The sequence below is a fragment of the Microbacterium sp. NPDC087665 genome (assembly GCF_044743285.1).
Taxonomy (GTDB): Bacteria; Actinomycetota; Actinomycetes; order Actinomycetales; family Microbacteriaceae; genus Microbacterium.
Map to the genome: position 1 here is coordinate 1 of NZ_JBIUWD010000007.1, position 14,094 is coordinate 14,094.

Consider the following 14,094-nt stretch of genomic DNA (forward strand, 5'->3'; position numbering starts at 1 on the left):
TCACCCCAATCGAGTTCGAGATAATCAACTCAGAGGCCGCTCACGCGGCCTGAAAACCCCAAACAAGACGAGTCAACCAAACCGTCAGCAGTCCCTCCCTCTCCGGTTAGCGGTGTCCCCCGAACGGGCTACAGACAGCGCCGTTACCGTTCCCTATCGTTGCTCAAGTAGGGGGAGCTTGTAATCACCGATGGAGGGGGTATGGCTAAGAAGCGGAGATGGCGTGTCGCGGTGGGCGGGGCAGCGGTGGCGGCGTTGGCGATCGGGATGCTGATTCCAGCTTCCGCAGCGTCGGCATACGCATTCACCAACTGCTCGTGGTCAACAGGCGGGTCGGGCAACATCACCTGGCAGAACAACACTGGGGTGTACTACTCGGATACCGCAGTCGCCGCAGCGGCGAGCTGGGCGAACTACACCGACGTGAACGACATGACACCGAGCGGCGGCACCATGGTCGTCAGCGAACTCAACAACGGCGCCAACGGCTTGGACGGGGAGACCTGGTGGGTGTGCGCGAACAACAGGACCACCAGCGCTAGCGTCACCCTGAACCCCCACTACACGGACAACTACTTCAACAACCAGAAGAAGGCCGTGTGGGTCCACGAATTCGGCCATGCTCTGGGATTGGCTCATTCGTCTGCGGGAACGATCATGTTCCACTGCCCCTCCTGCAGCTTCCGCGACTATCAAATCTGGTGGCCAGCCACCGATGACGTCAACGGCATGAACGCCCTGTACTGAGGAGATCTGCGATGCGAATTCCGAACCGGCTACGGCTAGCAGCGCCTGCTGCGCTGCTGTTCTCCGCCTCCCTCGTAGTCTCAGGGTGCGCGACATCAACAACGGGGATCGAAGGGTCACGCCACACCCTCTACCCGGACGTGACTTCGCTGGCCGCTGATAGTTCAGCAGTCGTCGACGTCGTCGTCGAGAGCCAGGAGGTTGTTCAAGCAGAGATCCCGTACACGCTCTCCACAGTGACGGTCGTCGAGCCCTTCCAACCCAAGGCATTGGCCGCCAACTTGGATGCGGCGGCGCCGGTCGCGGCCGCAGAGACGCTCGTCATCCGTCAGCTCGGCTCCACCGAGGAGGTGACCGTTCCCGCACCGCTTTTGAAAGTCGGAGAGAGGTACCTGCTCTTCGTCACCGCGACGATGATGGAGGGCGAGGCAAGCTCCCAGTTCTATGTGACTGGCGTCTCGGCGGGTATCTATGAGTCCGAGATTGTCGGGGAGGCGCGAGCGGGCGAGGTCGGGACATATACCCGTGTCGACCCCGAAAGCGGAGATACGTTGCCGGCAACGCTGAGCGCTTCCGAACTCCTCGGGTAATGCCCCCGCCTGAGAGTGACGAGAACCCCGCCCGGCGTACCGGGCGGGGTTCATCCCCCAGCAGTCGCGAGAGGGTGCGTCTCACATAAGGAATACGACTCGATCAGCGAATCAGTCGGCTCGTCACGGCCACGGGTGGTCGCTGTGAGTTACGTCCAGGCTTCCGTGCGATCGGCGATGCGCTGACAAGCGCCTTGCCATATCCAGCATCGAAGCGTCTCGTCCTCGTGTGTGAGTTCGACGCCGACGGTATCGGCTGTCCATCGGCGAGTGCGGTCGTGGTCAGGAGGCCGATGGAAGGGCACAGTCCGAGAACTCATGGGCTGCCTGATGGCCGTTTCTTTTGCATCTGCTCGCGAAGAACTGGAGCTCTTTCTTCACGATCGACTGCAGCCCGGCGAGACCCTCGATGAACGCCTGATCCTGTGGCAAAGCGGCGCTGGATGGCCGCTCTCGTTGGATTCGCTGACGAGGCTGAGCCGCCGGAGTTCTCTCCCCATGGACGAATACGTCGATCTGTATTTCTACGGAAAGCTCGCCGCGACCTCGTAGCGTGACGCTAACCGCCGGTTGGATGTGGACTGCTGGCCAGGGATGAGATCCCGAAACAGATGGTTTCAGCAGGGAACAGCAACGGACACATCGCGCCGATGTTGTTGTACCGCCGCAGCTGAGCGATACCGTGACAGGAAAGACCGGAGAGGATGCATCCATGAGTGAACCGATTCAAACGAGGACCAGGGCCCAGAGGGACACGCTGTGGCGCGTCATCATCATCGGGATCTTCGTGATCGGGTTGGTGGTGGCAATCGGGCTCCCGCTCCTCAACGGAAACTGGCGGTCGGTCTTCTCGGCAGCCCCCGTCTTCGCGTTCGGGATTCTCATTGCCGCGATCCGCTCGATTCGGCACTGAAAAACCTCAGCGCCACGGCATCTCGATGTTCACCGACGCGGAGCCGTCGCCAACTGTAGGTCGTGATCATGAGAACGCTTTTTCTCGTCTTACTAATCCTGTCAACGATCTGCTTTGCGGTCGCGGCGATCATGTCGCTCGTGTCAGGAGAGGACATCGTTCCCCTACTGCTTGCTGCTCTCGTATCTTTTGGAGGCCTCGTCGGGGTAGCGCTGTTGCTTCGGAGAAAGCCGGGCGATAAGAGCAACTAACTCGCGTCGCACACCGATCCCCGTTTGTCACCGGCCCGCGATGCACTGCGCCGCTCGTCCACGCTGCTCCTCAGCGTCCTCGTGGAGAAGACTGTCCGAACCATATCCAAAGGGGGCGAGCTGTCACGAAGACGAGCGCCGCGAAAAGGCTTTGACTGATGACCCCGAAGGACGCGAGTCCGCCGACCGTAGCGAAAACGGTCCAGTTCACTGCGATGTCGGCGATCATCACGGCGATGCCGAGCAAGATGCCGGAGCGCCGCCGAAAGATGATCAGCGCAGCGGTGACCGGATCCAGGATCGTTAGCGTCACCCAGAACAGCCGGACCCCGAGCGGGAAGCCGCTGTAGGTGTTCAGTCCCCCGACGATCAAATCCACCGTATGAGTGGTTGTGCCAACGAGGAAGCCGATCACCCACATGACCCGAACAACCCTCAACGCTCGTGCTGATGCGGTGAGAGCGATCATGCGCTCATGCTACCGAGGGTGATCGTGCCTGACGGGCGTCTGATGGCCAGCCAAACGAGGGGGTGTGCGATACAGATGACGATCAGCGCCAGCGTCGACCCTCCGGAGGCGTATATGATCCAGGCATTGCTGCCACCCAACCGTTCCTGATCGGCCGCGAGCACCCCGGACGTGACGAGGACGACCGCGGTGATGCCGGCCGCGAGCAACCAAGACTCGAAGACGGCGAACTTGGAGCGTGCCCGATTCCTTGTCGCGACGACCGCAGCGATCGCGAGGACGCTCGCAGCGAGAAGACCGCCGACGGTGAGCGTCCACAGACCCATCCCAGAACCTGGATGCCTGCGGATCGGTCTCCGCAGGTGACGAGGAGCGGCGCGAACGTGTACTCGAAGTTGTCGGCGCAGCGCATATCCCGCGTCTGGAACCACGAGGACACCGAGATGAGGAGGGGAACAAGCACGCTCACCGCGAGGGCCGCCCATCCGAAGAGGATGAGCGGCGCCCAACGGCGACTGCCGCTCTGTGAATGACTGATCAGCAACTCCAGACGTCAGCGACTACATCACCGAACTCGCAGGATTCCAGCGCAGATCCGGGGACTTCCAGCATCCCGCAGATACTCGCTAGCCAGCCCCCTCGACCTCGGCCGCAGGCTCGACTTTCGGAGGCATCAGCCGCCACCCGGCGAGGAGCACGAACTGTTGCCTCGCCTCCCGACGCGCCCGCGCCGTGACCACGAATCCGACGATGGAGAGCCCGAGGACGACGATGGCGATGATGGTCGTCCACAGCAGCGCCGCCGGTGTGAGAATGTCTTCCTCCGTAGTGATGATCACGGGGACGGCGATGAGTGCGAGGCCGCTGAGGCTCGCTGTGACGTAGCAGACGGCTCGGATGAGACGCGTTCCGGGCGCGGGTTGAGTCCATGCCGCGAGGAGCTCCGGGGCGAGCCCGCGGGTCCGCTGCTCAAGGTCTCGCGAATCCAGCCACGCACGCCCTAGCGCCTGAAGCCGCCGCACATGTGCGTCAGCGGCGGCGCACCAACCGAAGTACGAAAGGCCGCCGACGACGCCGCAGCCCACCAGAGCGATGCCGAGGAGATCGTTGGTATCGCTGTCCACCCAGCCGTGTGTCGTCTCGATCACCACCCCCGCCACGATCGCCCCGGCGGCCACGACCACCGCGAGAACCGTAACCCAGAAGAAGACGCGACGGACGATGGCGGCCGCGATGCGCTTGTCTGCGAGGTACGCGGCCGCATCGCGGTCGTCCCGCTCCCACTGCTCGGCGAGAGCGGTCGCCTCCTGCGCGGACAGAACCGGACCGGCCTTGCCTGCATCCGCATGCGCGGCTGGCGTGAGCGTTCCACCCGGCGTAGGCATCTGGGGTGTGTTCATCAGGTCGGACGGATGCTCCGGGCCGAGGATCGCCTCGAGCTCTTCGAGCAGTAGCCGCTTCCCGACGCTCGACCGTCCACCGACGTCCGACATGGCGTCAACGACGGCGCTCTGCTCATCGGTCAGGCCGTCCGTTCGCGGAGGCTCCACTATCGGCAGTGCCCTGATGAAGCGCCGCAACTCGGTGAGCGCCTCCTGATCTATCCCCTTCATCGGACGACCCGCGACCAGGACCCGCACGCTCGGCCCGTCGGTCGAGAAGAAGCGGTAGACGATCGATACGACCCCGCCGGCCGCGGAAACCGAACGCACCACCCGCGTGATGGTCGCAAGGGGCACGGTCCGCCTGCCGAACGTGGCCGTGCCCGCACGCTCATCCCAGCTCAGTAGTCCGTAGGGGAGAACAGCGGCGCAGAAGATCAGGACGAGGAGGAAGACGAACGACACCGCGATGCCGATCGGAACGGCTGACGGCGCGTCGAAGATCCGCGGCATCTGCAGGCCGATGGCGACAGCCCCGCCCGCAGACACGACGATGGCCAGAGGCAGCCGGCGAAGTCCGGGGTTGCGTCCAATACGGGTCATCTGCGTCATCCCTCCGGGAGGCTCATGTCGCGGGCGCTTCCTCTCCGGAGTGAAGAAAGTCGAGCGCCGCTTCCATTTACAGGTGAATCTGACCAGCGGCAGTGGCAGTGGCAGCACAAGAACAGTTGCTCATGACTTTAACCGCCTGCGCACCCACACACGATGGGCACAGGTGCCCCACCGCGCTGATCCGATCACTGCGCGACTCCCAGGCCCTCCCGCAGTATTCGATCGGCCGACCGACGGCGACGGCGCTCGCGCGATGACTCTGCTCGGTCCTCAGGCGTTCGTTGCGAGCACCGACCTTTTTGGCCTGGATGCGCGCCCGACGGGTCTCCACCCGTCGGGCGCAGCAACCACCCCCGATTTCGAGGTCCGCCTCCGCCTGAAACGATCGCACACGGCATTTCGATGTTGCCCAGTGATGCTTGTGCGGTCGTCGCTGTGTCATCGGCCTCGGCTCTGTGTGAGGAATCGGAAGCTGACGTCCCAGACGTATTCGAGAGGCCCCTTGCGGAAGTGGCGCAGCCAGAGCGTTGAGAAGGCGAAGACGATGACGGCGATCGTCACGAACATGAGCATCGTGCCGACCAGAGGGTCGAGCATCGGCGAGAGTGGGGAGTTTCCGAGCAAGAACTGTCCTACCCGCCCAAGGATGTTCTGCAGCACGTAGGCGCTGAGCGCCATACGGCCAACGAGAGACAGGCGTCGTCCGATGAAACCGATCTGGCGCCGTTGGTAGAACGCCGCCATGAGCGCGAGGAGTCCGAACGCCGTGAACGGCGCGGCCAGAAACCGCCCGAGACCGAGCGTCTCGTTGGAGAGGAAGAACGCGAGGTCGAGCGGAATTCCCACGCCGAGCCCCACCGCCATCACCCATCTCCGCAGTCGTGCACCACGAGCGTCGAGGATGCCGTTGCGGTAGACCATGGCGCCGAGCGTGAAGCACACGAGACCGAGGGTGAAGATCGCTCCAGTGTCTGACCCGATCGTGAGGTCGCTCAACACGGTCATCGCGTTGATGTGGATCTCCTGCGCGTAGGTCGGTCGACCGTCGACGACGGGGAATTCGCCGGGAAAGACAAATCCGGGGAGGCTGGCGGCGTCGGGTGCGAAGAGCGGCAGGAGCATGAGGGTGATGTGCGCCCCGAGCGCTGCACCGATGAAGATCCACTGGCGCTTCTCCGGCAGCAGGAGGACGAAGGCGACGACGAACCCGAGGATCGCGTAGACGCGCAGGACATCGAACTGCACGACGAAGATGTAATTGAGGACTCCATCGAGAAAGAGGAGCCCCGCCCGGATGAGATAGGTGCCGGGCCACCGTCTCCCCTGTCGGCGCGCCGACTGCCGCTGAATCTCGAGGCCGATGCCGAACATGATGGTGAGGAGCCCGAGGAACTTCCCCTCAGACGTCCAGGACAGCAGTTCCGCCCATCGCACATCGATGACCCTCTCGCCGACGAACGCCTGGAACAGCCAGATGTTACTGGCCAGCGTCCCCAGAATGGCGACACCGCGGATCACATCCAGTGATGCGATGCGGGGCGGGTTCGTGGCAGGCGAGGATCGGGATGCTGCGGTGGTGGCAATCTCTGTCATACCTCGAGTTCACCGTGCACCGCGTTGCCGGATCGTATGCGTTTCCCGATACGCGGGCGATACCCGCGAGTGAGTCCGTGGGATGACCCCTACTTGCCTTCGGCTTCGCGGGAGACGGGCGCCCACTCCGCCCATTCGGCGAGGCGCTGCTGGTAGATGCGCGGGGCGACCTGAGTGGGCTGCTCACCGAAGAAGACACGCAGTGGGGCCTTCTCGGCGTCGACGACCTTGAGGATCGCGGAGCCGAAACCGACCGGTTTCGGCTGGGGGCCGGCTGTCCGGGAGTTCATGGCATCGTGGAGGCTGGCGTACTGCGGCTGCGCGTCGGCGACGACTGCGGACGCGCTGCTCCAGTCGGTGTCGAACCCGCCCGGCTCGACGAGAGTGACCTTGACGCCGAACCCGGCCACCTCCTGGGCGAGGGATTCCGTCAGGCCTTCGAGTGCCCACTTGGATGCGTGGTAGCCGCCGAGGGTGGGGAAAGCGGCGATCCCGCCGATGGTGGAGATCTGGATGATGTGTCCGGAACCCTGTTCGCGGAGGATCGGCAGGACCGCCTGCGTCACGTGGAAGACGCCGAAGAGGTTGGTGTCCAGCTGGTCGCGCAGCTGCTGCTCGGTGATCTCCTCGACGGTGCCGAAGAGGCCGTAGCCAGCGTTGTTGATGACGACGTCGAGTCGACCGAACGTGTCATGGGCGGACTTCACCGCCGCGAAGACCTTGTCGCGATCAGTGACGTCGAGCTGCAGCGGAAGAACGGCATCCCCGTACTTCTCGACCAGGTCGTTCAGCGTGTCGGTGTTGCGGGCCGTCGCCGCGACCTTATCGCCCCGCTCCAGCGCGGCGATGACGAACTCGCGGCCGAAGCCCTTCGAGGAACCGGTGACGAACCAAACCTTGCTCATGATGCTCCTTCGGTGCGCGGCGCCGCTCTGACGTCGCGTGGCCACTATATGCCTATTCTGTCACCGAGTGTCAAGTTTGCATCCTGGGGTTATAGTTGACCGATGAGCGAGAAAGCACCCGTGCCGATCAGAGAGCGCACTCGGAGACTCGCCCAAGCCGAGTTGACGTCCATCGCGCAGGATCTGTTCGTCTCCCAGGGCTACGAGAGCACCACAGTCGATCAGATCGCGGCTGCCGCCGGCATGTCGAAGCGCACCTTCTTCCGGTACTTTCCGACGAAGGACGACCTCGTGATCGGCAAATACGACCTTTTCGCAGACCGGATGGCGGAGGCGCTGGACGATCGCCCTGCCGATGAACCGGTATGGGAGTCGCTGCGCCGGGTCTTCGATATCACTCTCGACTACGTGCAGGACGATCATCAGCGAGCCCGGAACGATGCGATGGACGAGATCGTGCGCAGCACCCCCCAGCTGTACGCGCGGTACCTCGAGAAGATGCAACGCGTGCAGCAGCTCCTCATCGGCCGCGTCGCCCTCCGCCTCACAAGCCGCGAATACGAACCGTCCGACCCGCAACCCGCCGCCATCGTCGGCGCCGCATTCGCGTGCATGCAGGCGGCGCGTCAGGCGTGGTTCGCGTCGGACCGCACGGAAGCCTTCGGTGCTTACCTCGACGTCGCCATGGACATCGTGCGGGAGCCCACCGACAATCGCAGCGGCGACCGCTGAGAACTCACCCCTCGCGATCTCTCCAGTTTGCGGTCACCACTCGCTCCCCCTCAGCCCACCTCGAACCCAGCCTCCAGCAGCACCTCGACCCGCGACGAGGGCCCGACGAGCAGCTCGAACTCCCCCGCTTCAACCACCCGCACGCCCGCGGCATCCACGATCGAGCAGTCGGCCACCGGCACCTCGACCCGCACGCGTTCTGACGAACCCGGCGCCAGGTCGACCTGGCGATACGTCTTGAGCTCGCGGTCGGCCCAGCTGACGCTGGTCACGGCATCCCGCACATAGACCTGCACCGTTTCACGAACCGGACGAGCGCCCGTGTTCGTCACCGTCACGTGCCCGACGACGACGTCGTCGCGCCCCAGCATCGATCGCTCCAGCGTGAGGTCCGTATAAGAAACCGTCGTGTACGACAGCCCGTCGCCGAACGCCCAGGCGGGCGCCTGCGTGAGGTCGGCGTATCGGTCGCCGTGCTGTCCGCGGATCTGGTTGTAGTACGTGGGCTGCTGGCCCACATGGCGGGCGAACGAGATCGGCAGGCGCCCCGAGGGCTCGACGGCGCCGGCGATGATCTCGGCGATCGCGCGCCCGCCCTGCATGCCCGGGCTCGCGGCCCAGATCACGGCGGCGGCGCGCGAGACGGATGCCGGCAGCACCAGCGGCTTCGACGCGAGCAGCACCACGACCACGGGTGTGCCGGTGGCGATGACGGCGTCGAGCATCGCGTTCTGCCCGCCGATGAGTTCGAGCGTGGCGGTCGAGCGGCCCTCGCCGACGAGCTCGATCCGGTCGCCGACCACGGCCACGACGACGTCGGCAGCTTCGGCCGCGGCGACGGCCTCGGCGATCAGCGCGTCGTCGGGAGCGCACGGTGTGACGATGCGCGGTCGCGGCTGCCCATCGGGGAACAGCGCCCCCTGCGGGTCGTCTTCGAGGGTGAGGATGTCGGCGCCCCGGGCGTGCGTGATCTCCCAGCCGTCAATGCCGTGCAGCCCGTCGAGCACGGTCGAGATCATCTCGCGCGGCTGGCCGTCGAGCCATCCGGCCTGGCCCGATCCGCCGGCCCAGTCGCCGAGCTGCGTCTGCGCGTCGTCGGCGAGCGGCCCGACGACCGCGACCTTCTTCGCCGCGCGAGAGTCGAGCGGCAGCAGCCCGTCGTTCTCGAGCAGCACGATCGAGCGGCGGGCGATCTCGAGGTTGAGGTCGGCGTGCGCGGCGCTGCCGACGACGGCGTCGAGGTGCGATCCGGGCAGTCGCGGGTCTTCGAACAGCCCCAGCTCGAACTTGAGGGTGAGGATGCGTGCGGCCGCGGTGTCGAAGGCGTCCTCCTCGAGCAGACCCTGCGCAACGGCATCCAACGCCCCCTCGAAGAAGAGCGGCGTCGTCATGATCATGTCGTTGCCCGCGCGCACGGCGGCGGCGGTGGCGTGCGCGTAGTCGGGCTGCACGTGCTGCTCCCACACCATGCGCCCCACGTTGTCCCAGTCGGTGACGAGGGTGCCGGTGTACCCCCACTCGCCGCGCAGCACATCGGTGAGCAGCCAGTCGTTGGTGGTGATCGGGATGCCGTCCATCGTCTGGTAGCCGAGCATGAACACCCGGCACCCTTCGCGGGCGACGCGCTCGAACGGCGGCAGGAACCACGAGCGCAGCTTGCGGCGCGAGATGTCGGCCTCGCTGGCGTCGCGCCCGCCCTGCGTCTCGGAGTACCCGGCGAAGTGCTTGGCCGTGGCGAGGATGGCGGTCGGGTCGTCGAGCCCGTCGCCCTGGTAGCCGCGCACCATCGCCGAAGCGAGCTCGCCGATGAGGAACGGGTCTTCACCGAACGACTCGTCGACGCGACCCCAGCGCAGATCGCGGGCGATGCACAGCACGGGAGAGAACGTCCAATGGATGCCGGTGACGGCGACCTCTTCGGCGGTGGCGCGCGCCACGCGCTCGACCAGTTCGGCATCCCACGTCGCCGCCATGCCGAGCTGGGTCGGGTAGATCGTCGCACCCGGCCAGAACGAGTGGCCGTGGATGCAGTCCTCGGCCACGAGCAGCGGAATGCGCAGGCGCGTCTCGGAGGTCAAGGCGTTCGCCCGCAGGATGCTCTCGTGCGAGGCGTGCAGGATCGACCCGACATGCCGGCGGGCGATGTGATCGTCGAGATCGTCGCGCGCATCGAGCTGCAGCATCTGCCCGATCTTCTCCTCGAGCGTCATGCGGCCGAGCAGATCGGCGACGCGCTCGGAAATGGGCAGGGTGGGATCTTCGTACGGCAACGACATGGTTCGAGCGACGTTACCCGTCTCGCCTCGGTGATCGGTGCGAAATGCCGGTTCTCGGGGCTCATTCCCGACGTTTGGCACCGATCGTGCGCTCGGTCGCGAGAGATAGGCTCGGGCCATGACGATCGATCTCGAAGCGCTCTACGTCGACCTGCACCAGCACCCCGAGCTCTCCTTCCAGGAGACGCGCACGGCCGGCATCGCCGCCGGTCACCTGCGCGACCTCGGGCTCGAAGTGCACGAGGGGATCGGCGTCACCGGCGTCGTCGGGGTGCTCGCGAACGGTGACGGCCCGACCGTCTGGGTGCGTGCCGACATGGATGCTCTGCCCGTGGGCGAGTTGACCGGTCTGTCGTACGCCAGCACCGCCACGGGCATCGACCCGGCCGGTAACACGGTTCCCGTCATGCACGCCTGCGGCCACGACATGCACGTGACCGCGATGATCGGCGCCGTCGAGAAGCTCGTCGCCGAGCGCGGCGACTGGTCGGGCACGCTCGTCGTGCTGATCCAGCCGGCCGAGGAGTACGGCGCCGGTGCCCGCGCGATGCTCGACGCGGGTCTGCTCGACCTCGTGCCGCGCCCAGACATCGTGCTCGGCCAGCACGTCACTCCCCTGCCCGCCGGCACGATCGGTGTGCGCCCCGGCACGCAGATGGCGGCATCCGACGGGCTCACCGTCACCCTGCACGGCCGCGGCGGACACGGCTCGCGCCCGCACTCCACGATCGACCCCATCGTGATGGCCGCCGCCACGGTCATGCGTCTGCAGACCATCGCCTCGCGCGAGGTCGACCCGCGCGACGTCGCCGTCGTGACCGTCGGATCGATCCACGCGGGCCTCAAGAACAACATCATCCCGGCCGAGGCGAAGCTCGAACTCAGCCTGCGCTACCCGAACGACGCCATGCGCGACCGCGTGCTCGCGAGCGTCGAACGCATCGTGCGGGCCGAGGCCGCGGCATCCGGTGCCGAGAAGGAACCCGAGATCCGCACCGACCACACCCTGCCGCCCACGATCAACGATGCGGATGCCACGGCCCGCGTCACCTCGGCCCTGCAGCGTGCGCTCGGCGAGGGTGCGGTCATCGACCCGGGTATGTTCACCGGCAGTGAGGACGTGTCGTGGTTCGCCCGCGACGCCGACGTTCCTCTCGTGTTCTGGTTCTGGGGCGGGGTCGACCCGGCCGCATTCGCCGCAGCCTCCGAGGGTGGCACGCTCGACCGCGACATCCCGACCAACCACTCGCCCTACTTCGCGCCGGTGATCCACCCGACGATCGAGGTCGGGGTCACGGCCCTGTCGACGGCGGCCCGGGAGTTCCTGGGCTGAGGGCCGCCCGTCGGTTCACTTCCGATACGGCGGCAGCGTGTCTTTCAGGACGCTCGCGATCCTGATGATCTCGTCGGCTGCTGCGATCGCGGCATCGACGTCAGCGACAACGACCTCCGGGGTTTCGAAGTCCGGGTACTCACTCTCGTTGCGCATTTTTCTCATCCACCCGAACTGCCTGATCTTGGCGCCCATCGGCGGCTCGAACTGGGCCATGGCGGCTTCGTACACCGCAAGGTGCCCTCCCCGTGAGGTCGGACGAAGACCCTGCACCGCGAGGCACGCGGTCAGCGCCTTACGCGCCGCATCGTAGGCCGATGTGAATGCTTGATCCGGATCGCTCTGACGCAGAGTGGCAGCGGAAACAATGTGCCGGCCCGCCCGCTCGAGCAGCACCTCGGCGTGCTCGACGTTGGCCGAGACCTGTTCGAGCTGACGCTTGTCGAGCAGGTCGTCGATCACCTCACGCCCTTGTTCCCAACGAAGAGACCGCGTCACCGCCCCGCCCGCTCACGGTCGAGATCGAGCTTCACGAGCGGGCGACTCTTGACCGTTGCCAGGAACGGCTCGGTCGCCTCCCGCCATCGATCAGGACTGACCGCGCGAATGTTCACCTCGCGGCCGAGTCTCGCCTGCGCCGCTGCCGCAGCATCGTGCAGCTCGCTGCGATCAGGGCTACCGATCACGAGCACATCGATGTCTGCGGGATCGCGCCCCTCTTCACCGTTCATCCGTGCCGCCCAAGAACCATGCACGTAAGCATCCTCGATGCCACCGACATCGGCGAGCACCGCGGGAAGAATCGCAAACGGGCCGTACGCGTATTCGACGACCTGACGAACCGGGCGGTAGAGCGGGTGCTCCGGATCAGCCCGCACGTATCGATTGCGCCCCGACCGGCGCTCGATCAGGAACCCAGAGGCGACCAGACGATCAACCTCACGATGAACCGTCGGCAAGGAGCTTGCGATTCTGTGGGCAAGCTCCGTCAGCGTGGGCTCCCGCTCCGGCGAGAGAAGGAGGTCGGCCAGAAGTCTCCCCTGCAGATCGGAGCGCAGCAACGGCGCGATGGTCGGAACTGATGCTTTCACAAAACAAAACATATCGAACATTTTGTGAAACTGTCTGCTTCACCCATTCGCCGAAGCGACGACGTCGAGTCAGCCGCCGATGGCGTTCATGCCGCGGGCGGGCTGCAGGAACGACGGGTCGTCGATCGCGTGCCCCGGCAGCTTGCCGTGGATACACGAGCGCAGCAGGTCGGCGATCGCGTCGTCGCGCTGACCGGGAACGGATGCTTCGCCCCGAAGCAACCCGGTGAGGTCGTACTCGGCGTTCGAGAAGAGGCAGTTGCGCAGCTGTCCGTCGGCGGTGAGCCGCAGCCGGTCGCACGCCCCGCAGAACGGTGCGGTGACCGAGGCGATCACTCCGACCTCGTGAGGGCCGCCGTCGATGCGCCACTTCTCGGCGGGCGCGCCGCCCCGACCGGGAACGGGCTCGAGCTGCCACCGCTCGCCGAGGGCGGCGAGGATCTCCTCGCGCGTGACCATCGTCTCACGATCCCAGGTGTGCCCGGCGTCGAGCGGCATCTGCTCGATGAAACGCAACTGCGCGCCGACCTCCATGGCGAACGCCACCAGGTCGGCGAGCTCGTCGTCGTTCACGCCGCGCATGGCGACGGCGTTGAGCTTGAGCGGCCGCAGCGTCGAGCCCGCGGCAGCGGCGATGCCCTCGAACACGTCGTCGAGCCGGTCGCGGCGGGTGAGGTCGGCGAACTTCTGCCGATCGATCGTGTCGATGCTGATGTTGAGGCGGGTGAGGCCGGCGTCGATCAGCGCGGGGAGCTTCTGGGCGAGGCTGATGCCGTTGGTGGTCATCGCGACCTCGACGGGACCGTCTTCGCCCTCGATGCGGGCGATGCGCCGCACGACGTCGGCGATGTCGGGACGCAACAGCGGCTCGCCGCCGGTGAGACGGAAGGTGCGGATGCCGAGGGCCGCAGCGACCTCGGCAACCTCGACGATCTCGTCGGTCGAGAGGATGCTCGTGCGCGCGAGCCATTCGTTGCCCTGCTCGGGCATGCAGTACGTGCAGCGCAACGAGCAGCGGTCGGTGAGCGAGATGCGCAGGTCTCGGTGCACGCGGCCATGCGTGTCAACGAGTCCGCGAGCGGACGGATCGATCGCGGCGCGGTCGGGCGAGCCGACGGCGATCGGAGAGGCGGCGGGCGCCCGGCGTCCGATCACGACCGGTACGGCCGTCATCGAATCCCCTCGATCCCCATCATTCTC

General features: G+C 65.9%; 15 protein-coding genes. 6 read left to right on the forward strand and 9 right to left on the reverse strand.

Translation table 11 applies throughout. The features are described from left to right. Positions 1–201: 201 nt before the first annotated feature. The 4 genes from ACIOSY_RS14980 to ACIOSY_RS14995 all read left to right on the forward strand — a co-directional run bounded on the left by ACIOSY_RS14980 (position 202) and on the right by ACIOSY_RS14995 (position 2,250). The gene (locus ACIOSY_RS14980; protein ID WP_400854670.1) at positions 202–747 is read left to right on the forward strand and encodes a matrixin family metalloprotease; all 546 of its coding nucleotides are present in this window, start codon (positions 202–204) and stop codon (positions 745–747) included. A gap of 11 nt (positions 748–758) precedes the next feature. Next, on the forward strand, positions 759–1,337 hold the full coding sequence (locus ACIOSY_RS14985) for a hypothetical protein (RefSeq protein ID WP_400854672.1): 579 nt from the start codon (positions 759–761) through the stop codon (positions 1,335–1,337). A 330-nt stretch (positions 1,338–1,667) separates the two neighbouring features. After that, on the forward strand, positions 1,668–1,889 hold the full coding sequence (locus tag ACIOSY_RS14990; RefSeq protein ID WP_400854674.1) for a hypothetical protein: 222 nt from the start codon (positions 1,668–1,670) through the stop codon (positions 1,887–1,889). Between the two features lie 130 nt (positions 1,890–2,019). Continuing rightward, positions 2,020–2,250: a hypothetical protein gene (locus ACIOSY_RS14995; protein WP_400854676.1), complete on the forward strand. Its 231-nt coding sequence runs from the start codon at positions 2,020–2,022 to the stop codon at positions 2,248–2,250. 321 nt (positions 2,251–2,571) lie between these two features. Here the strand turns inward: ACIOSY_RS14995 and ACIOSY_RS15000 are convergent, their stop codons facing one another. The 5 genes from ACIOSY_RS15000 to ACIOSY_RS15020 form a co-directional block, all read right to left on the reverse strand. Next, a complete protein-coding gene (locus ACIOSY_RS15000; RefSeq protein WP_400854678.1) occupies positions 2,572–2,970 on the reverse strand; it encodes a hypothetical protein in 399 nt (132 codons plus the stop codon). Continuing rightward, on the reverse strand, positions 2,967–3,296 hold the full coding sequence (locus tag ACIOSY_RS15005; RefSeq protein ID WP_400854680.1) for a hypothetical protein: 330 nt from the start codon (positions 3,294–3,296) through the stop codon (positions 2,967–2,969). The genes ACIOSY_RS15000 and ACIOSY_RS15005 overlap by 4 nt, the downstream gene beginning before the upstream one ends. 300 nt (positions 3,297–3,596) lie before the next feature. Further along, positions 3,597–4,955: a hypothetical protein gene (locus ACIOSY_RS15010; RefSeq protein ID WP_400854682.1), complete on the reverse strand. Its 1,359-nt coding sequence runs from the start codon at positions 4,953–4,955 to the stop codon at positions 3,597–3,599. 447 nt (positions 4,956–5,402) lie between these two features. Continuing rightward, complete coding sequence (locus tag ACIOSY_RS15015; protein WP_400854684.1) at positions 5,403–6,557, reverse strand: DUF418 domain-containing protein; 1,155 nt, start codon at positions 6,555–6,557, stop codon at positions 5,403–5,405. Between the two features lie 89 nt (positions 6,558–6,646). Next, on the reverse strand, positions 6,647–7,462 hold the full coding sequence (locus ACIOSY_RS15020; protein ID WP_400854686.1) for an SDR family oxidoreductase: 816 nt from the start codon (positions 7,460–7,462) through the stop codon (positions 6,647–6,649). 102 nt (positions 7,463–7,564) lie between these two features. On the opposite strand from ACIOSY_RS15020, the gene ACIOSY_RS15025 reads away from it, so the two are divergent. Further along, positions 7,565–8,194, forward strand: a complete 630-nt coding sequence (locus tag ACIOSY_RS15025; protein WP_400854688.1) for a TetR family transcriptional regulator — start codon at positions 7,565–7,567, stop codon at positions 8,192–8,194. 50 nt (positions 8,195–8,244) lie between these two features. Here the strand turns inward: ACIOSY_RS15025 and ACIOSY_RS15030 are convergent, their stop codons facing one another. Further along, on the reverse strand, positions 8,245–10,470 hold the full coding sequence (locus ACIOSY_RS15030; protein ID WP_400854690.1) for a glycoside hydrolase family 3 N-terminal domain-containing protein: 2,226 nt from the start codon (positions 10,468–10,470) through the stop codon (positions 8,245–8,247). A 118-nt stretch (positions 10,471–10,588) separates the two neighbouring features. On the opposite strand from ACIOSY_RS15030, the gene ACIOSY_RS15035 reads away from it, so the two are divergent. Next, positions 10,589–11,803, forward strand: coding sequence for an amidohydrolase (locus ACIOSY_RS15035; protein WP_400854692.1), 1,215 nt, complete (start codon positions 10,589–10,591; stop codon positions 11,801–11,803). Positions 11,804–11,818: 15 nt separating this feature from the next. Here ACIOSY_RS15035 and ACIOSY_RS15040 read toward each other — a convergent pair whose 3' ends face one another. The 3 genes from ACIOSY_RS15040 to moaA form a co-directional block, all read right to left on the reverse strand. After that, positions 11,819–12,265: a HEPN domain-containing protein gene (locus ACIOSY_RS15040; RefSeq protein WP_400854694.1), complete on the reverse strand. Its 447-nt coding sequence runs from the start codon at positions 12,263–12,265 to the stop codon at positions 11,819–11,821. A 32-nt stretch (positions 12,266–12,297) separates the two neighbouring features. Continuing rightward, positions 12,298–12,681, reverse strand: a complete 384-nt coding sequence (locus tag ACIOSY_RS15045; protein WP_400854696.1) for a hypothetical protein — start codon at positions 12,679–12,681, stop codon at positions 12,298–12,300. Positions 12,682–12,963: 282 nt separating this feature from the next. Continuing rightward, positions 12,964–14,067 carry a GTP 3',8-cyclase MoaA gene (moaA, locus tag ACIOSY_RS15050; protein ID WP_400854698.1) on the reverse strand — a complete coding sequence of 368 codons (1,104 nt, stop codon included), beginning with the start codon at positions 14,065–14,067 and terminating at the stop codon, positions 12,964–12,966. Positions 14,068–14,094 lie beyond the last annotated feature (27 nt).